The sequence below is a fragment of the Exiguobacterium sp. s40 genome, assembly GCF_018617905.1.
Classification (GTDB): Bacteria; Bacillota; Bacilli; order Exiguobacteriales; family Exiguobacteriaceae; genus Exiguobacterium; species Exiguobacterium mexicanum_A.
This window is the reverse complement of record NZ_JACSLC010000001.1, coordinates 80,199-99,422: the sequence shown is the minus strand read 5'-3', so window position 1 is coordinate 99,422 and position 19,224 is coordinate 80,199. Positions and strand designations below refer to the sequence as shown.

General features: G+C 51.0%; 17 protein-coding genes and 2 tRNA genes. 13 read left to right on the top strand and 6 right to left on the bottom strand.

All coding sequences use genetic code 11. The features are described 5' to 3' along the window. Nucleotides 1-22 precede the first annotated feature (22 nt). The 3 genes from KNP02_RS00540 to KNP02_RS00530 all read left to right on the top strand — a co-directional run bounded on the left by KNP02_RS00540 (nt 23) and on the right by KNP02_RS00530 (nt 2,924). Complete coding sequence (locus KNP02_RS00540; RefSeq protein ID WP_353047329.1) at nt 23-1,375, top strand: DEAD/DEAH box helicase; 1,353 nt, start codon at nt 23-25, stop codon at nt 1,373-1,375. Nucleotides 1,376-1,456: 81 nt separating this feature from the next. Then, nucleotides 1,457-2,359, top strand: a complete 903-nt coding sequence (locus KNP02_RS00535) for a deoxyribonuclease IV (RefSeq protein ID WP_214706199.1) — start codon at nt 1,457-1,459, stop codon at nt 2,357-2,359. Continuing rightward, nucleotides 2,319-2,924, top strand: coding sequence for a hypothetical protein (locus KNP02_RS00530; RefSeq protein WP_251130725.1), 606 nt, complete (start codon nt 2,319-2,321; stop codon nt 2,922-2,924). The genes KNP02_RS00535 and KNP02_RS00530 overlap by 41 nt, the downstream gene beginning before the upstream one ends. A gap of 33 nt (nt 2,925-2,957) precedes the next feature. On the opposite strand, the gene KNP02_RS00525 is transcribed toward KNP02_RS00530, so the two are convergent. The 3 genes from KNP02_RS00525 to KNP02_RS00515 all read right to left on the bottom strand — a co-directional run bounded on the left by KNP02_RS00525 (nt 2,958) and on the right by KNP02_RS00515 (nt 6,915). After that, entirely contained in the window at nt 2,958-3,128 is a 171-nt protein-coding gene (locus KNP02_RS00525) for a DUF1427 family protein (RefSeq protein ID WP_021065708.1), read from the bottom strand. A 92-nt stretch (nt 3,129-3,220) separates the two neighbouring features. Then, the gene (locus KNP02_RS00520; RefSeq protein ID WP_214706197.1) at nt 3,221-5,386 is read right to left on the bottom strand and encodes an RNA degradosome polyphosphate kinase; all 2,166 of its coding nucleotides are present in this window, start codon (nt 5,384-5,386) and stop codon (nt 3,221-3,223) included. After that, nucleotides 5,383-6,915 carry a Ppx/GppA phosphatase family protein gene (locus KNP02_RS00515; protein ID WP_214706195.1) on the bottom strand — a complete coding sequence of 511 codons (1,533 nt, stop codon included), beginning with the start codon at nt 6,913-6,915 and terminating at the stop codon, nt 5,383-5,385. Before KNP02_RS00515 ends, KNP02_RS00520 begins: the two co-directional genes overlap by 4 nt. 189 nt (nt 6,916-7,104) lie before the next feature. Between KNP02_RS00515 and KNP02_RS00510 the strand changes: the two genes are divergently transcribed. From KNP02_RS00510 to KNP02_RS00495, 4 genes are read left to right on the top strand one after another with little or no spacing between them, the layout of a single operon-like run. Continuing rightward, nucleotides 7,105-7,863: a metal ABC transporter ATP-binding protein gene (locus KNP02_RS00510; protein ID WP_034778073.1), complete on the top strand. Its 759-nt coding sequence runs from the start codon at nt 7,105-7,107 to the stop codon at nt 7,861-7,863. After that, complete coding sequence (locus KNP02_RS00505) at nt 7,860-8,723, top strand: metal ABC transporter permease (RefSeq protein ID WP_214706193.1); 864 nt, start codon at nt 7,860-7,862, stop codon at nt 8,721-8,723. Before KNP02_RS00510 ends, KNP02_RS00505 begins: the two co-directional genes overlap by 4 nt. After that, nucleotides 8,710-9,120: a Fur family transcriptional regulator gene (locus KNP02_RS00500; protein WP_034778069.1), complete on the top strand. Its 411-nt coding sequence runs from the start codon at nt 8,710-8,712 to the stop codon at nt 9,118-9,120. The genes KNP02_RS00505 and KNP02_RS00500 overlap by 14 nt, the downstream gene beginning before the upstream one ends. 59 nt (nt 9,121-9,179) lie before the next feature. Further along, nucleotides 9,180-10,577, top strand: coding sequence for an NAD(P)H-hydrate dehydratase (locus KNP02_RS00495; RefSeq protein ID WP_214706191.1), 1,398 nt, complete (start codon nt 9,180-9,182; stop codon nt 10,575-10,577). 36 nt (nt 10,578-10,613) lie between these two features. Here KNP02_RS00495 and KNP02_RS00490 read toward each other — a convergent pair whose 3' ends face one another. Together KNP02_RS00490 and ispG are read right to left on the bottom strand one after the other, a co-directional pair. Beyond that, entirely contained in the window at nt 10,614-11,195 is a 582-nt protein-coding gene (locus KNP02_RS00490) for a hypothetical protein (RefSeq protein WP_233004382.1), read from the bottom strand. Between the two features lie 71 nt (nt 11,196-11,266). Next, nucleotides 11,267-12,388 (bottom strand): flavodoxin-dependent (E)-4-hydroxy-3-methylbut-2-enyl-diphosphate synthase, encoded by a 1,122-nt coding sequence (ispG, locus tag KNP02_RS00485; RefSeq protein ID WP_021065716.1) that lies wholly within the window; start codon nt 12,386-12,388, stop codon nt 11,267-11,269. 217 nt (nt 12,389-12,605) lie between these two features. Between ispG and KNP02_RS00480 the strand changes: the two genes are divergently transcribed. Next, a complete protein-coding gene (locus tag KNP02_RS00480) occupies nt 12,606-14,291 on the top strand; it encodes a methyl-accepting chemotaxis protein (RefSeq protein ID WP_214706189.1) in 1,686 nt (561 codons plus the stop codon). Between the two features lie 15 nt (nt 14,292-14,306). Here KNP02_RS00480 and KNP02_RS00475 read toward each other — a convergent pair whose 3' ends face one another. Beyond that, nucleotides 14,307-14,783 carry a hypothetical protein gene (locus tag KNP02_RS00475; RefSeq protein ID WP_251129077.1) on the bottom strand — a complete coding sequence of 159 codons (477 nt, stop codon included), beginning with the start codon at nt 14,781-14,783 and terminating at the stop codon, nt 14,307-14,309. Between the two features lie 181 nt (nt 14,784-14,964). Between KNP02_RS00475 and KNP02_RS00470 the strand changes: the two genes are divergently transcribed. The 5 genes from KNP02_RS00470 to KNP02_RS00450 all read left to right on the top strand — a co-directional run bounded on the left by KNP02_RS00470 (nt 14,965) and on the right by KNP02_RS00450 (nt 19,159). After that, nucleotides 14,965-16,608, top strand: a complete 1,644-nt coding sequence (locus KNP02_RS00470; protein WP_214706187.1) for a Na/Pi cotransporter family protein — start codon at nt 14,965-14,967, stop codon at nt 16,606-16,608. 108 nt (nt 16,609-16,716) lie between these two features. Beyond that, nucleotides 16,717-16,793 (top strand) — tRNA-Met (locus KNP02_RS00465). A gap of 4 nt (nt 16,794-16,797) precedes the next feature. Further along, a tRNA-Ile gene (locus tag KNP02_RS00460) sits at nt 16,798-16,871 on the top strand. 125 nt (nt 16,872-16,996) lie between these two features. Next, a complete protein-coding gene (locus KNP02_RS00455) occupies nt 16,997-18,466 on the top strand; it encodes an alpha-amylase (protein WP_214706185.1) in 1,470 nt (489 codons plus the stop codon). Nucleotides 18,467-18,550: 84 nt separating this feature from the next. Further along, nucleotides 18,551-19,159 (top strand): superoxide dismutase, encoded by a 609-nt coding sequence (locus KNP02_RS00450; RefSeq protein ID WP_034778058.1) that lies wholly within the window; start codon nt 18,551-18,553, stop codon nt 19,157-19,159. The last annotated feature ends 65 nt before the right edge of the window (nt 19,160-19,224 follow it).

Here is a 19,224-nt window from a genome sequence, read left to right as displayed (position 1 = left end):
GAAAAGTGGAAAGAAACAGGAGGTGTATCGATTGAACAGCTTCCAACAGTTCAAATTGTTACCGTTTATCGTCGATGCCTTGACAGAAAAGCGCATCACAGTACCGACGGACATTCAAGCCCGGATCATTCCGGCTGCGATGAATGGCCGCGATATCATTGGGAAATCACAAACCGGGACGGGGAAGACGCTTGCGTTCCTCTTACCTATTTTAGAAGCAATCGATCCGAAAGAAGAATCGGTCCAAGCCATCGTCGTCGCACCGACGCGCGAACTCGCATGGCAGATTCACGAAGAGTTGAAAACGCTCCTCGTCAAACAGCCGGACTACATTAAAACAAGTCTGATTGTCGGAGGAACTGACCGGGAACGACAAATCGACAAGATGAAAAACCCACCACAACTGATCATCGGGACACCAGGTCGTCTACTAGACTTGATGAAAGTCCAAGCGTTATTCCCGCACAAAGTCACGCATTTCGTCGTCGATGAAGCCGACCAAATGCTCGACATGGGCTTCTTGCCTGAAGTCGACCGCATCGCGCAGTCGTTGCCAGAGAAACTTCAAACGATGGTCTTCTCAGCGACGATTCCTGAGAAGCTACAACCGTTCTTGAAGAAATATTTGCATGACCCGCGTTACGCGGAAGCGAGTGAAGAGCACCGCGTCGTTCCGAAAATCAAGCATCACGTCATCCCGGTCCGTCACCGGGACCGCAAGGCATTGACGGTTGACATCGCAAAAGCAATCAACCCGTTCGTCTGTCTCGTGTTCACGAACACGAAACAAGATGCGGATGAGTTGGAGACGTCGTTCCGCGAGGCGGGACTCAACGTCGGCACGCTTCATGGGGACATGCAAGCCCGTCGCCGGAAGCAAGCGATCAAAGACATCAACGACGCGAAATATCAGTTCGTGATTGCTACCGACTTGGCGGCGCGCGGCATCGATATTAAAGGTGTGTCGCACATCATCAACTTCGGCATTCCGAAAGACCTCGACTTCTATACGCACCGTGTCGGCCGGACGGGCCGCGCTGGTGAGACTGGCGAAGCGTACACGCTGTATGAAGATCACGAGAACGGTCCAATCAATCGACTCGAAGAGCGTGGATTCACGTTCAAGCACGTCGATTTGAAGAACGGATCGCTTCAAGAGATCAAGACACGCAAACGCCGCACGACCGACCGGAAGATGAAAGTCTCGCAAACGGCGCACAGCCGGATGGCGGGCGAAATCAAGAAGGCGAAGAAAAAGGTCAAACCTGGTTACAAGAAGAAGTTCAAGTATAAATTGAAAGAGACTGCCTCACGTGAGCATATGCAGAGCCAACGTAAGGAACGTCGCGAAGTTCGTAAAAAGAACCGACGCTAAGCAAAAGAAGAATCGACTTCGTGGAGTCGATTCTTCTTTTTGTGTACACTAAGGACAGATGAGAATGAAGGAGAAATGACTATGTTAAAAATTGGTTCCCACGTTTCTGTATCCGGTAAGAAAATGTTGCTCGCTGGCAGTGAAGAAGCCGTCTCATACGGCGCTAACACGATGATGGTATATACGGGTGCGCCCCAAAACACACGGCGCAAGCCAATCGAGGATTTGAATATCGAGGCGGCGCTCGCCCATATGGCGGCGCACGACATCGACGAGATCGTCGTCCATGCCCCGTATATCATTAACTTGGGCAACACGACGAAACCGGAGACGTTCGAACTCGCCGTCTCGTTTTTGGCCGCCGAAATCAAACGGGCCGAAGCGCTCCAAGTCGCACGTCACGTCGTCCTTCACCCGGGCGCGCATGTCGGTGCAGGGGAAGACGTCGGCTTGGCCCGCATCATCGAAGGCTTGAACGAGGTGCTCACCGGTGACGAGACCGTGAAAATCGCACTTGAGACGATGGCTGGAAAAGGCAGCGAACTCGGCAAGACGTTCGAAGAACTGGCAACGATCATCGACGGGGTGACGCACAACGACCGGCTCTCGGTCTGTTTCGACACATGTCACGTTCATGACGCGGGTTATGACCTCGTCGGCGATTTGGACGGTGTCATTGAACAGTTCGACCAAATCGTCGGACTGGACCGTCTCGGCGTCATCCACGTCAACGATTCGAAGAACGTGCGCGGCGCGAAAAAAGACCGTCACGAGAATATCGGCTATGGCGAAATCGGCTTCGACACGTTGAACCGGATCATCCACCACGAGGCGTTCACCCACTTGCCAAAAATTTTGGAGACGCCGTATATCCCGATCAGTGAGAAAACGAAAGTGGCACCGTACAAACAAGAGATCGAGATGTTCCGGGCGAACCGATTCGATGTCGAATGGCGCGAACAGTTCACGCTCGCGCACCAGTAAGATGAACATCATCCGAATCGATCCGAACGAGTATGATGTCTGGTCCGCGCTCCCGATCTACTTTCAGGAAGCGAGCCCGTTCTATGTGGAAGGCCGGCTCGAAGAGGGGACAGCTTGGATTGAGATTCTCGGATACGGTATCGTGGCTGAAGTCGAAGTCATGCTCGTCGAGATGACCAAGCGCCCGGCCGACCGCTATTGGCGGACGGAGGCGGTACCAGAGGCGAAGGCGTATAGCCTCGTCGACGTGGTCGGTCTTGATTTCCATCATCCGTTGCTTCAATCAGGTATGTACGAGGAAGACACGGACGCCGTCATCCGTACCAAATGGGAGCAAGGGTACCGCGTCCCGTCTGCCAAGTGGACCCGGGAGACGTTCACTGCTCACTTGACCGAAGAGCAGGCAGTGTCACAGCTCGCCCCGACGGCCATCTGTGAAGCGTGCGGGGATGACATGAACCGTTTCGGGCCGACCGGGATTCGTTTGATGGAGTATCATCTCGAAGCAGGGAGCGGCACGTGGCTCTGCCCGACGTGTCACAAAGCGAGACATTATAATCTATAAAAAAAACGAAGCCCGCGGGCTTCGTTTTTTGAATTAAAAGGGCCAGTTCGCGAGTGCGAATTGATATACTTTCATCCCAAGAAACACACCGAAGATGCCGATGACGCCTGGTAAGACCGGCGGGGCAGGGAGCGGCAACTTCAAGGCCGTGAAAATCATGCCACAAATGAGACCGGCAAGCAATGACAATAGGATTTCTTGCATGAATGATTCCTCCATAATCGAAATGAAAACGCTTTATTAACAGGTGACCGAATTCATTATACAATGTTCATTCTCGTTTGAGAAGTCTAACATCAGTCATCTGTCATTTTCTCGTTTTCAGCTCGTAAGCGAAGGACTTCCCGTTCAGCCCAGTTCGACGGTTCGCGCTCAAACACGCTCGGAATGTTGTTCCAGCGACCGCCCGTATATTGATGGATGATGATTTGTGATTGAATCTGCTCTTGTCCGGCCTCTTGTTTTATATAGACGTAACTCCCGTCAGCACGTTGGATTCGGGCTTTCACGTTATCGACGAGTTGCAGGGCGAGCATGTCTTTAATGTAGGATTTATGGCTCGCGTCGAGGATCGGGAAGAGAATCTCGATTCGTTTCCGCATGTTGCGCGTCATCCAATCGGCTGATGAGCAATATAAATCTTCTTTCCCATTTTGATAGAAATAGAAGATACGCGAGTGCTCCAAATACCGGTCGATGATGGAGATGACCCGGATATTATCGGAGATGCCTTTGATTCCGGGACGCAAACAACAGATGCCGCGGACAATTAAATCGATTTTGACCCCAGCCTGTGAGGCGTCATATAGTTTCGTAATAATCGGTTTGTCGGTAATCGAGTTCATTTTGGCGACGATGCGGCCGTTTCCGTATTTCTCATGCAGTTTAATCTCTTCGTCAATCTTTTGAAGGAAGAAATCATGCATGTCGTCTGGTGACGTTTCAAACTTGTGCCATGATGGGCGTTCACCGTAACCGGAAAGCCAATTGAAGAAGTTGGTCGCATCTTCGGCGAGCTCTTCGTTCGTCGTCAACAAACCGATATCCGTGTACAATTTGGCGGTCGAGTCGTTATAATTACCGGTGCCGAGATGGAGGAAGCGCTGTAAGACCCCGCCCTCTAAAATCCGGACGACGAGTGTGATTTTCGAGTGAGTCTTTAGTTCTTTATAACCATAAATGACGTGGGCGCCGGCCTTTTCAAGTTGTTTCGCCCATTGGATGTTCTTCTCCTCATCGAATCGGGCCTTCAATTCGACGAGGACGGTCACTTGCTTCCCGCTCTCAGCGGCGTCGGTTAACGCTTTGATAATCGGTGAGTCGCCGGAGACTCGGTAAAGCGTCTGTTTGATGGCGAGTACGTTCGGATCTTTGGCAGCTTGAGCGATAAAGCGGACGATCGGATCGAACGAATGGTACGGGTGATGGAGCAAGTAATCGCGTTTGAGGAGCGCTTGGAACAAGTCTTTCCCCGGCTCAAGTCCTTCTGGGACGAACGGGATGAGCGTCTCGTTAATCATGTCGTCATACTCGATGCCAATCTTGTTATACACTCCAAACAGGAACGTTAAATCGATTGGGCCGTCGACGAGGAAGATGTCGCGCTCGTGCAAATCGAGCACGTCCTGTAGCATGAACAATAGCTGTTTACTGAGCGACCGTTGCTGAACCTCAAGGCGAATCGCGACACCATAACGCCGTTTCTTCAACTCTTTTTCAATCTGTTTCAGAACGTCGCGGCTGCCTTCCTCGTGAAACGGCATATCGGCGTTTCGTGTAATTCGGAACGGCATCGTCGACTCGACTTCAAATCCTTTGAACAACGAGTCGATGAACTGAATGATGACGTCCTCGAGCAAAATCAAATCGGTATGGTCCTCGTCCTCTGTCGGCAATTCGAGATAACGCGGCAACACGGCAGGTACCTGGACGAGGGCGAGCCGTTTTTTGCCTTCATCGGTCGAGGCGATCTCGACGGCGATATTGAGTGATTTGGACAACAGCATCGGGAACGGTCGATAAGCGTCGACGGCAATCGGCGTCAACACCGGGAAGACGTGAGTCCGGAAGTATAACTTGACGAAGTCGAGCTGTTCTTTGTTCAAATGTTTCGGGCGTAGGAAGCGGACGTTCTCCGAGGCGAGCTGTTTGACGATTTTCTTATATGTCGCGTACTGGACCTCCACGAGTTCCTGAGCTTTGATAGAGATGGCTTTGATTTGCTGTTTCGGTGTCAATCCGGCCTTGTCTTCCGGACGGTTGAAGCCGGCGAGCACTTCATCTTTCAATCCGCCGAAACGGACCATGTAAAACTCGTCGAGGTTCGAACTGAAGATGCCGAGAAACTTCAACCGTTCCATGAGTGGGTTGCGTGCGTCCATCGCTTCTTGGAGGACGCGTTCGTTGAAGCTCAGCCAACTGAGCTCGCGGTTATTGAAATGTTCGGGTAAGTAGATGGTCATGAATCTCTCTCCTCTACACGTAACTCGATGGTTTGGTCGATGGCACGTTCCAAATGTTTTTTATGACGGATGCCGCGCTGGACTTCAAAACGCGGCGAGCTGTGCGTATGAAGCGTGAAGACGAGCCCGTCGTCTGTCGAGTCGACGTCGATGTCCTCGACGACTTGACGTTCGGTCAAATCGAGCGCATCGACGAGTTTGACGATCGAGCCGAGCAGCTCTAAGCTCTTCAACATCTTCGAGTCGAACCATTCCGGGAAGCCCTCGATGTGTTGTTCGAGCAGGCGGCGCGATTTATATGACGTCACCAAGGCGAGTGCGAGCCGGTCCTCATTGTTCATCCCTTTAAAGTCGTTCGTCGTGATCAAGTGGAACGTATGGTCACTCTTGTTGTTATGGTCGATGTATTCCCCGACGTAGGCGAGGCGACAGGCCCCTTCTAACAGGCCGGGTTCGAACGGTTTCGGTTTGATCGTCTTTGTTTCAATCAGGCCGGTATAAATTTGACGGGCCAAGTGAATCAAATGTTTGTGCCGGATTGGGTCGACGTCATACTGTTTCTCGAAGTGACGGAAACTTTCCTCTTTGACGTCGCCGAAGCGGACACGGTTGTTTTCTTTTAAGTAATATTCGTAGAATAATCCCTCGCGCAACCCGTTGTTGCTCATCATGAACTCGGGCACTTTCAAATATTTCGCCAGTTCATCGATGGCGGTCACAGCCGGGGCGATGATATCGATTCGGTCTTTCGACAATCCGTCAAGCCGGCCCAACTGTTTACTCGACATATCGATGAGCTCATCGACGACTTCATGCAAGCGGTCAGCTCCGATCGTGTATTGATGGATGCCTTCGAGCGGGAACAACGACAGCGACTGTTCGACCCGGACGAGGTTTCGAGCGGTCCCTCCGACTCCGACGAGCGGAATGCCGTGCGGCACGAGCCAGTCGATGTCTTTGAACGACTTCTTCAAAAACGACGTCAGTTGCTTGCGCTCGTCTTTTGAGAGCGTGTCACCTTTCATGAAGTCTTCAGTCAACGTGACGGCGCCGAATGGAAAACTGTGATAGAAGACGAGTTCACGGTCTTTGAAGTACGTCACTTCCATCGAACCGCCGCCGATGTCGACCGAATAGCCATCCTCGATATACGTCGAATTGACGATGGCTGAATAGCCGTAAAAGGCTTCTTCATAATCGCTCAACAGTCGAATCCTCATCCCTGTCGCTTGTCGCACTTCCTCTAAGATGGCTTCAGAATTGCTGGCGTTACGGATGGCGGCTGTCGCGACCGGCAGTACTTCTTTCACTCCATGATGATCGTTCAACCTGCGGAAATGGTTGAGCGTCTCGATGAGCGCCTCGATGCCGGACTCGGACAGTTCATTGTCGTCGGTAATATGACTCGATAACCGGGCCACTTCTTTTACGTTCAGCCGTTCGAAATATTGGCCGTGCCCGTTCACTTCAAAGATGACGTTTCGAATCGAGTTCGATCCGATATCGATGACTGCTAGCTTTTTCTCCACGGAAAAACCCCCTCTGCGTTATCTCTAGTGTACACCGAAGATCCTGAAAAGACATATGCATTTCATACGGACGGACCGACCATCCTCTCTCATCGCCTCATACTTGAAGCCTCGCCTGATATTCTGTATAATACAGACGCCAAGCAAGTAGAAATGATTACGATTTATAACACGAGAGAAGGGTAACTTATGACGACATCCGTCGTAAAATTAAATCATGTTTCCTATCACTACGATGGGACCGCCGCGCTACAGGACGTGTCCATCGATATCAAACAAGGCGACTTCGTTGCTGTCGTCGGGGAGAACGGATCCGGGAAATCGACATTGATTCGAACGATTCTCGGACTGTTATCCCCACAAACCGGGACAGTGGAACTGTTTGGACGCCCTCAAGGCCAGTTCAAAGACAAGTCCCGTATCAGTTACGTTTCCCAAAAAGCGGCATCGTTTAACTCGGGTTTTCCGGTGACGGTCGAGGAAGTCGTTGCCATGGGCCGCTATGGACGGCTCGGTTTGTTCAAGCGTTTGAACATCGAGGATAAGGCGGCCATTCAAAATGCCCTTGAGACAGTCAACATGTGGCAGTTCCGGCATCGGAAGATCGGTAGCTTGTCTGGTGGGCAACAACAGCGTGTCTTTATCGCCCGGGCCATCGTCAATCAGCCGGACCTGCTGATCTTGGATGAGCCGACGGTCGGCGTCGACCAGAAGCATTTGCGCGACTTCTACGAAGTGCTTCATCTGTTGCGTGAACATACGACATGTACGTTCATTCTGGTCACCCATGACTTGAACGTCGTCACCGACCTCGTCACGAAAGTCGTCCATCTCGACCACGGACGGATGGCGTGCAACTGTGGATTGAAAGAATATAGTGAACTCGGCGAATTGACCGCGATCAAGCCATATCCGGTCAAAGTGCTCGTCCATGAAGGTACGTCATGATTGCGAATCTGTTTACGTACAGCTTTTTACGTTATGCGTTCATCGCAGCCGTCGTCATCGGGTTCACCGCACCGCTCATCGGCTCATTTGTCGTCGTCAGACGGATGAGCCTGATTGCCGACGCGCTATCCCACATGACGCTTGCCGGAATATCGTTCAGTCTATTTCTCGGACAGTACGTTTTACTGTTCAACGAGTTGAACCCGCTTTACCTCGGGACGCTCGTATCCGTCCTCGCAGCACTCGGGCTGAACTGGCTTCGCGGGAAATATGTGCACTTCCAAGAGTTGTCGATTCCCATCATGATGTCGGCAGGGATGGGGCTTAGTGCCATCTTCATCTCGCTATCGCGTGGATTTTCAATTGATTTATCGACGCTGTTGTTCGGATCGATTTCTGCGGTCAGTCTGTCGGATATTTGGTTGATTTTGGCGGTGGCCGGTATCACCTTGCTCGTCATCGTCATGTTTTATAAACAGCTGTTGTTCTTGTCGTTCGATGAGGAACAAGCCAAAGTGTCCGGCTTGCCGAGCACGATGTTGCATGTGTTGTTCATGTTCGTCGTCGCACTCGTCATCGCCGTCAGCATGCGCATTGTCGGTACGCTTCTCGTATCGAGTCTCATTACGCTGCCGGTCGCGGCTGCACTCCGGTTCACAAACAGCTTTAAACAGACGATTCTTTGGTCGATCGTCTTCGGTGAGGTCGCGACAATCGGTGGGCTCGTGCTCGCCTATGAACTTGATGTCGCCCCAGGCGGTGTCATCGTTTTGCTCGCCGTCTTGATTTTGGCCGTCGTCATGTTGGCTGAGCGATTCGGGATCGCTCGGAAAAAGGAGGTTCGCTATGAAGGAAACTGAACAGTTGGCCCGCTTGCAGTCCTCGTCTCTCAAAGTGACGCCGAAACGGATCGAGATGTTTGCCTTTCTCGCAGCGGAAGAACGCTATGTCAGTGCGAAAGACGTCCTCGATTATATGCGCTCAAAGCATCCGACGATGAGTTTTGACACGGTGTACCGCAACTTGAAATCGTTCGCCGAAGAAGGTCTGCTCGAGGCGACCGAGTTGAACGGAGAAAAAGCGTTCCGTGTCACCTGCGGATCGAATCATCACCATCACCATCTCATTTGTCGAGGTTGTGGCAAGACGAAGTTGCTCGAACTCTGTCCGATGCGCTACGTCGAGACGCTCGACCCTGATTTTGAAGTCGTCGATCATAAATTCGAAATTTATGGGTATTGTAAACAATGTAAGTGACCAAAAAGGGATTGTTCATGCAATCCCTTTTTTGTCGAATCACGAAAGGGGGAGTCGGAATGATTTATACGGCAGCTGAAATCAAGCAGGCCGACGAGACAGCGCTCCGACATGGCATGCCGGCTGACGTCTTGATGGAGCGGGCGGCCTCGGCCTTGGCGGCACGTCTTACCTTCAAATTGAGAACGTCCGTCCTCATCGTCTGTGGAGCGGGCAACAATGGGGGAGACGGTTGGGTCGTGGCGCGCGAATTGGCGCAACGAGGTCATGCCGTCACTGTCTATGCCCCGTTCGGTGAACCGAAATCGACAGAAGGCAGCAGGCATGCACAGTATGCGCGACAGTTTGTCACGGTCAGCGATGAGCCGCAAGACGCCGATCACGTCATCGATGCATTGTTCGGAGTCGGTTTCCATGGTCCGGTCACGGGTAAGGCCCGTGACGTGATCACATGGATACGCAAGCAACAAGCACCCGTCGTGGCAATCGATGTCCCGTCCGGAGTCCCGAGTGACGACGCAATCAACTTTGACGGTCACGCCGTTGAGGCGGAGATGACGTTTTCGCTCCACGGCTATAAGCGAAGCGCGTTTTTAAAACGGACTGCGCCGTATTACGGCAAGGTCGAGGTCGTTGAGATCGGACTGCCGCATACGTCAAGATGGCGCGTGCTGACGGAATCAGACTTTGACCGTAACCTACTCGAACGGGATTCCTATAGTCATAAAAATACGTATGGGCACGGTCGCTTGATTGGCGGAAGTCGTCATTTGATCGGCGCCCCGTTCTTGGCGGCGCGGTCGGCGCTCCGGACGGGAGTCGGTCTGCTCGATCTGGCCATCCCGTATGAGGCGCTCGCGCTCGCCTCGAGTTTGCCGGAGGCAATGTATTACGACATCGACGAGTTACCGGACAAGGACTACGCTGCCACGGCGATCGGTCCTGGCCTCATCGATGACGAGCGTCTCAAGCGAGTGTGGACACTCATCAGCAACGTGAGCGCGCCACTCATCGTCGATGCCGGAGCGCTGACGAAAGAGCGCCTCGAGGCATCTGGCCCGCTCACGCTGACTCCGCATCCGGGTGAACTGGCGCGCTTGATCGATAAATCAGTCGACGAAATCGAAGCGAATCGATTTCAGGTTGCCTCAGAATTTGCGATGACGCACGGGGTCCATCTCATCTTGAAAGGGACGTTTACCCTCATCGTCAATCCGGATGGTACCGGGGCGGTCAATACGGTCGAGGCTTCAGCGCTCGCGAAAGGTGGTAGTGGGGACGTGTTGACGGGGATGTTGCTCGCGTTATGGGCGAGAACGGACCGCTTACAAACCGACAAGTCACCGAATGAGCAAGCGGTTCTCTGGCATGCGCTCGCGGCGAGAAAGGCGAGCGAACAGGTTCATCCGGCGAGCGTGCTCGCGACCGATGTCATCGAAGCGATCGGACGCATCTAAAAAAGAGGAACCCACTCGGGATTCCTCTTTTTTAGTTTAGATGGTGATCGAATTCGTCGTCTCGATGTGACGCACGATGTGTTGGGCCTCGCTCCACGTGGAGATCCGTTTCACGCCGGTCGGCAACGGCTTACGATTATACGGGGCGTCGAACAACAGCACCGGAATCGACGTTTGTTCATGGATGGAGATCGCGTTCTCATAGCGGTCTTCCATAAACAAGTCGAGGTCGAGCTGTTTGACGACACCGACCTTGTCATGACTCCCCGTCATGATGAGGGAGTCGAGTGGGAGTTCATGCTGTCGAATCCACTCCTCGGTGACGGCGCGCACGGCCTCGCTCCGAGCCGTGACGTAATGGAGGCGGTGCGACTTGCGCATATTCCATAAGACGGCGTTCACTTCGGAATGCGGAAGTGAGCGACGATAAATCGCTTCCTCATGACCTTGTTCAATCATGAAGCGCCAAAACGCTTCTTGTGTCATATCTGTATAAGTATGCAACTCGTATTCGGTCGCCTGATGATAATCGATGGCGTATCCGAGCGCATCGTTCATATAATGAAAACAACTTTGCGGATCCGTGACGGTTCCGTCGAGGTCAATTCCAATGTGCATATTCGTCCCTCCTTGCTCATAACCCTTATTGTACCAAAAGCCCGCTCGGTTGCAACCGAGCGGGCAAAGGATTAGTTAGATTGGTTGGCGAGCTCTTGCTCTTCAAGTTCACGTGCGGCCAATTTTTCGGCGACGATGGCGTCGATTTCTTTTTTCAATTCTTCGACCATCGTGGCTTCCGGTACTTTCCGGATGATTTTCCCATGACGGAAGAGAAGGCCTTCGTTGCGGGCGCCGGCGATACCGATATCAGCTTCACGGGCTTCCCCTGGTCCGTTTACTGCACAGCCGAGAACGGCAACTTTAATGTTGACGTTGATGTTTTGGATATACTCCTCGACTTCTTTGGCGATCGAAATCAAGTCGATCTCAATGCGTCCACATGTTGGGCATGAGATGAGTGTCGCTGCGTTAGCCGCAAGACCGAACGATTTGAGCACTTCTTTGGCGACTTTGATTTCTTCGACCGGGTCGTCAGATAGTGAGACACGGACCGTCGAACCGATACCGAGCGAAAGGATTGCCCCGAGGCCGGCAGCAGACTTGAGTGATCCTGAGAAGAGCGGGCCTGATTCCGTGATTCCGACGTGGAGCGGGTAATCAAACGTCTTGGCTGCGAGCGTATATGCTTCGAGGGCGAGGTTTACGTCAGATGCCTTAAGCGAGATGATCGTGTTATAGAAACCGAGATCTTCCAAAATCTTGACGTGGTGCATGGCACTCTCGACCATTCCTTGAGCCGTCGGATAACCGTACTTTTCAAGGAACTGCTTTTCGAGTGAGCCGGCGTTGACACCGATGCGAATCGGGATGCCTTTCGCTTTAGCGGCGTTGACGACCGCTTCGACTTTCTCGCGACGACCGATGTTACCCGGGTTGATGCGGATCTTATCGACACCGCTCTCGATGGCTTTGAGCGCCAATTTGTAGTCGAAGTGAATATCGACGACGAGCGGGATGTTGATGCGGCTCTTGATTTCAGCGAGGGCGTCAGCCGCACGCTCGTCAGGACAAGCGACGCGGACGACTTGGCAACCCGCTTCTTCGAGACGTAAAATCTCAGCGACGGTTGCTTCGACGTCATGAGTTTTTGTTGTCGTCATTGACTGGATGACGACTTCATTGGATCCACCGATGATGAGGTTGCCGACACGGATCGGACGGGTTAATGAACGATGCAAAATTTCTGACATATACGTAATCTCCTTCTTTTGGAAAGGTTCCAATCGATTTCAGATGAGTGGTTTCCTTATTATCATAACGAAATGTTTGTGAAAAAGCACCCAGCAAGCGCTTGATCGGTGTGCTCTTACAAAACGCTAACGTTATCTTAACAGATGCTTCATAATTTTCCACCGTCTCAGGACCGATATATTCAAAGAAATGACGTCTGAAAAGGTGGAATGTATGATGTTGGAACGATTGAAACGAATATGGAGTAGGAAGCAACAGGCGGAGAAGACGATGAGCCATCGCTTGCTATGGACGTTGATGCCGGTCATGCTCGTCCTGTTTTTAACCGTGTTCGGCTGGTTCGCTTTGAAAGCGGAGCAGTTGTTGACGAACGAGGTTGAGAAACGGCTACATCGGGAAGCGACCGTCGTTCGAGAAACGGTCAAGACGACGTATGGGGCGTACGTCGCGAATGAAAAAGTGTTGACTCGGGCTTTGAAGTCGATGTATATGCAACAAGCTTCCATTCTATCGGCGGATGGTCTAGAAGCGAGTCAATATTTATTGCGCGACACACAAGTCGAGCAATTGAGCGGTCGACAAGTCGAGGAGCGGTTTATGAATCGTATGACCGACATCATATCGAACGATGTGAGTGTCAGCGAACAAAAAGACGTGTTTATCGTTACGGCACCGATTCCCGAGTTGAAAGCCCATTATGCGATTGTCGTCATGAAACAGTCGGTGCTCGGCACGATGTGGAATTTAAGAGAACTTGTTTTCGTCGCAATCACGGTCATGCTCGTTATGATGATTGGCTTATTCTCGTTCATGATTCGGCGTGAAATCAAGCCGTTGACGGCATTTGCGGTCCGGCTTCGCGAATCAGTCGCCACGCGTTCGTTCTCAGAGGTTGAACTTCACGCAAAATCGTTTGAAATGCGAAGTTTGGAACGAGAGTACAACACGTTTATCGGGCTATGGAAACGTTCGTTGTTGACGATGCTCGAGACCTCGACCGCTTTTGAATCGAGTCTACCGGTCTTTATGCGACAACTTGAAGCGAATCAAGAGCAAGTGACGGGGTTCAAACAAGTTGCCGCGACCGTCGCGTCGACGAGTCAGTCTTATCAGTCGTTCACGAACGAATCGACGCACCGCTTTTCAGATTTGGCGGGACACGTCCGTTCGCTCGAACAAGAGATCGGTTCGGTTGATCAGCGGGCTGAGGCGTTGAAACAGACGATTAAGACAGAGATTGAATCATTCTCGACTGTCAAAGGAGCCAGCGAGCGATTCGCAAGAAAAGCGAGTGCGGTTCAGAACCGGTTGCTAGAAAGTGAAGCGACGTCTGAACAGGCGGATGACGCACTTCAGAAGATTTTGTCTGTCGCGGCTGCGACGAAGATGTTGGCACTCAATGCCTCGATTGAAGCGGCACGGGCTGGAGAACACGGCAAAGGATTTTCCGTCGTCGCCCATGAGGTCGGCCAGTTGGCGAAAGTAACGAACGAATCGACACTGTCGGCCGTGGCTGCCATCGAAGCCATTCGATTGGAGCGGGACGAGATTTTCAATGAGATGAAACGCTTCGAAGAAGATATCTTTTATTTAGGCGAGACGTTGCGCCGGGTTGAAGGCGGGATTGAAACCATTGACCAGGAAATGAGAAGACAAATGACGCAGTTCCAATCCATCACCGAGCAAACGACGGCCACCGGACATCAATTACTACATATGGCGGAAGCAAATGAGCAATTAAAAGAAGTCGGCGTGGCACTCGAACGCAAATTAGACGAATTATATGAAGGCGTCGAGGGTTGGTCGGACGTGCAACAGACGTTACAAGGCGCTGGGGTCGACTTAGGCAAGCAAAGTCAACGGCTTCAAACCGTATTATCTGATTTGGCACCGACGTTATAACGATAGAAAGCCGGTTCAACGCAAACGTGCGTTGTCCGGCTTGTTTGATGACTTCGATTTGACGGGGATATGACGCAACGGAACAATCAAATAGACGAGGGATAAGAGAACTCCGACCCAAGTCAACGAAGGAGCGATGTGGTACAAGACAATCAGGGAAAGGACTGGAACAAGTGTCATCGCGACTGCGTACGGCCAAGCCTGGCGATACGGCCATGTTCGTTTCGTGAGCCATCTCGTGACGAGTTGGACGAGGATGGCGCTGAACGCGACGAACCCCATATAGAAGAAGAAGATGGCGAAGCCGTGTAAAAAGAGCCACATCGGCCAAAAGAAATCGGGTTGTAATACGATGTAATCGAGCACCGTGACGGTCAACGTCAATATTAGACTCGCCAACATATAGGCGTGGAGCGGTGCCAAGCGGAGACGTAACGCTTGCTTGGACGGGTAAAGGCTATGGCGGATAAACTGAATCGTTGTCTTGAACATAAAAAGGAACTCCAATCTGTTATAGTACAAAACTAGAAAAACAAACAAAAATCATACAGTGGTTTAATAAAACCTTAACATTAAACTTGTTTACATCGAATGGCTGATGCGGGCATAATGAGTAGGGCAATAAAAACCAAGCAAACACAACTAATTCACAATCAAAAGGAGTACAAAAATCGTGGAATACAATTTGCAAGAAATGTTATTCATGTTTTTTGGAGGATTAGGGATCTTCCTCTTCGGTATCAAATCGATGGGAGACGGCCTCCAAAAGTCAGCAGGTAACCGTCTGCGCGACATCCTTGATAAGTATACATCGAATCCGTTCCTCGGGGTACTAGCCGGGATTATTGTAACGGTCTTAATTCAATCATCGTCAGGTACGACGGTCATCACGGTCGGTCTCGTCAGTGCCGGCTTCATGACACTTCGTCAAGCAATCGGGGTCATCATGGGAGCAAACATCGGTACGACGGTGACGGCGTTCATCATCGGTTTCGACGTCGGTGCCTACGCGTTGCCGATTATCGCGATTGGTGCAATTCTCCTGTTCTTCTTTAAAAAAGAGAAGTTGCAACATTTAGGTCAAATCTTCTTCGGATTCGGGATGCTGTTTTATGGTCTTGAACTCATGGGAGGCGGGATGAAGCCGCTCCGTTCAAGCGAATACTTCATCGACTTGACGCAATCGATGAGTGACAACCCGTTCCTCGGTGTCATCGTCGGTACGGTCTTCACGGTCATCGTCCAGTCGTCTTCTGCGACAATCGGAATTTTGCAAGAGTTGTATGCCGGTGGATCAATCGACTTGGACGCGGCACTTCCGGTATTATTCGGAGACAACATCGGGACAACGATTACAGCGGTACTCGCTTCAATCGGTGCTTCGGTCGCAGCGCGTCGTGCGGCAGCAGCCCACGTCATCTTTAACTTGATCGGAACAACGATCTTCATGATTTTGTTGATTCCGTTCACACAATATATTTACTGGATCACAAATCTTTTAGCAATCGAAGACAAGATGCAAATCGCTTTCGCTCACGGGACGTTCAACGTCGTCAACACGTTCATCCAGTTCTGGTTCATCGGAACGATCGCATGGATCGTGACGAAATTCGTACCAGGTGAAGATTCAATCGTCGATACGAAAGCACAGCACTTGGATCCAATCTTCATCCAACAGTCGCCATCAATTGCTGTCGAGCAAGCTAAATATGAAGTCATCCGCATGGGCGATTTCGCGAAACTTGGTCTCGATGAAGCACGCAAATATATGGCAACTGGTGATAAGAAACATGCTGAGAAGTCGGCGCACATCGAAGACGCGCTCAACTCACTCAACTCAAAAATCACGGATTACCTCGTGAAGCTTGCCGCTGTCGATTTGACAGAACAAGAATCACAAGAACACAAGACACTCATGCATGCGATCAATGATATTGAACGAATCGGTGATCACGTCGAGAACATCATCGAGTTGATCGACTATAAGACGGCAACGCGCGTCAATCTCTCGGCCGACGCTCAAAAAGAGTTGACGGAGATGTACGATTTGACTCGTTCCACGCTTGAGAAGTCGCTTCAAACGCTTGCGAGCGGCGATATGGTCGAAGCGCGTCAAGTCATCGAGATGGAAGCGAAACTCGACATGTTGGAACGTCAATTCCGTAAAAATCACGTCGTCCGCTTGAACACAGGCGAGTGTGACGGTCAAGCGGGGATGTTCTTCGTCGATATGCTCTCGAACTTGGAGCGCATCGGTGACCACGCGATGAACATCACAGAAATCACGCTTGAAGATGCAAACGAAGGAATCGTTTAATCAAACGGTCCCTCTGGCTCGGTTGAGCCAGAGGGACTTTTTGTATAGATGTGACTTTTGATTGACAGTCACGCCTGCATTCAGTATATTATTACTGTATAACAACGTGGCGGTGTAGCTCAGCTGGCTAGAGCGTACGGTTCATACCCGTGAGGTCGTGGGTTCGACTCCCTCCGCCGCTACCAATTAGGACCCTTAGCTCAGCTGGTTAGAGCAGACGGCTCATAACCGTCCGGTCGTAGGTTCAAGTCCTACAGGGTCCATTTGTGAACAGCTTTCAGATGAAAGCTGTTTTTTTGTTTTCATTTTTAGTTTTCAAATCCGAAGTCCTGGGTAAATATCCGTTAGCATTTTGTTTTTTGAAAAATATGAAATGAGGCGAAGCGAGATGGAACGAAATCATACGATGATGCAATTTTTTGAATGGCACGTCCCGGCTGACCAGAAGCATTGGAAGCGATTGAAAGAACGGGCTTCCGAGTTGAATGAAGCTGGAATCACCGCATTATGGTTGCCGCCGGTCACGAAAGGCCAGAGCGACGAGGATACGGGATATGGCGTGTACGATTTGTATGATTTAGGAGAGTTTGACCAAAAAGGAACCGTCGCGACTAAATACGGGACGAAACAAGAACTGCTCGAGGCGACAAAATACGCACAAGAGCTCGGCATGCAGATTTATATGGATGTCGTCTTGAACCACAAAGCCGGTGCCGATGCGACCGAGAAGTTCGATGTGCTCGAGGTCGACCCGGAGGACCGTACGAACGTACTTTCAGAAGAGCCGTTCGAGATCGAAGGATGGACGAAATTCGATTTTGAAGGCCGCAAAGATAAATATTCTTCATTTAAATGGAACTTCCATCATTTCAACGGGACGGATTATGACGCTGCGAACGACAAGAGCGGCATCTTCTTCATCATGGGTGAGAATAAGAAGTGGAACGATAACGTCGACGACGAGTTCGGCGTCTATGACTATTTGATGTTCGCCAATATCGACTATCATCACCCAGAAGTGAAGGAAGAAGTACTCAGCTGGGGAAAATGGTTTATCGAAGAGACGAAGTGTGACGGGTTCCGACTCGACGCGATTAAACACATCAACTATGATTTCGTCAAAGAGTTCAGTCAGACGATGAAAGCTGAAAAAGGTGAGAACTTCTATTTGGTCGGTGAGTTTTGGAAGTCAGAGCTCGAGGCATGCCGTGAGTTCCTCGACAACATTGACTATCATGTCGACTTGTTCGACGTGCCGCTCCATTACAACTTGCAACGCGCCTCAATCGAAGGAGAATCGTTCGATATGCGGACCATCTTTGACGACACGCTCGTCCAGTCCCACCCGCTCCATTCGGTGACGTTCGTCGACAACCACGATTCACAGCCGGAAGAGGCGCTCGAGTCATGGGTCGAGGATTGGTTCAAACAGATTGCTTACGGGTTGATCTTGCTTCGCCAAGACGGTTATCCGTGTGTGTTCTACGGTGACTATTACGGGATCAACGGTCCGCATCCGGCCGAAGGGAAAAAACCGGCGATCGATCCGCTTCTTTATGCCCGTCGTGAAAAGGCATACGGCCAGCAAGATGACTACTTCGATGACGAGCACGTCATCGGTTGGGTCCGTCACGGCAGTGAAGAGATCGAGCGCTCAGGATGTGCTGTTGTGATTTCAAACAGCGAAGCGGCTGAGAAGCAGATGTTCGTCGGGAAACAACGAGCCGGTGAGAAATGGGTCGATTTGACGCAGACCGTCGATGAGGTCATCGAGATTGACGAAGACGGAAAAGGGGTATTTAAAGTGGCGGCAGGGTCGATTTCCGTATGGGCGTTGCCGGAACAAGACGTCGAGTGAGGCATTACAATTGAGTCAGCCGTCACAAATCTGTTACATTTAAAACGAACGTTGTTCAAAACAATTTTAAGGGGGATTTTAGTTATGGCTAAATTTGAATTACCACAACTTGATTACGCATACGATGCACTTGAACCACACATTGACGCACGCACGATGGAAATCCACCACACGAAACACCACAACACTTACGTCACGAACGTGAACAATGCACTCGAAGGAAAAGATGTGGAATACTCTTCGCTCGAAGACTTGCTCCAAAAAATCGATTCGCTTCCTGCTGACATTCAAACAGCGGTCCGCAACAACGGTGGCGGTCACTGGAACCACTCATTCTTCTGGAAATTGTTGAAGAAAAACGAGAACGGCGCACCGACAGGCGAACTCGCTTCTGCCATCGATGAGGCGTTCGGTAGCTTTGATGCCTTCAAAGATGAGTTCACGAAAGCAGCAACAACTCGCTTCGGCTCTGGTTGGGCTTGGCTCGTCGTGAAAAATGGTAAGCTCGAAGTCACATCGACACCAAACCAAGATTCACCGATCATGGAAGGCGTTCAGCCAATCCTCGGTCTTGACGTTTGGGAGCATGCGTACTACTTGAACTACCAAAACCGTCGTCCGGATTACATCCAAGCGTTCTTCCATGTCATCGACTGGGATTACGTCGCGAAGCTCTACGCAGACGCAAAATAATGCCACTGTCCCGGGATTCTATTGAATCTCGGGATTTTTTCTACATTTCATTATTTTGTAAACAA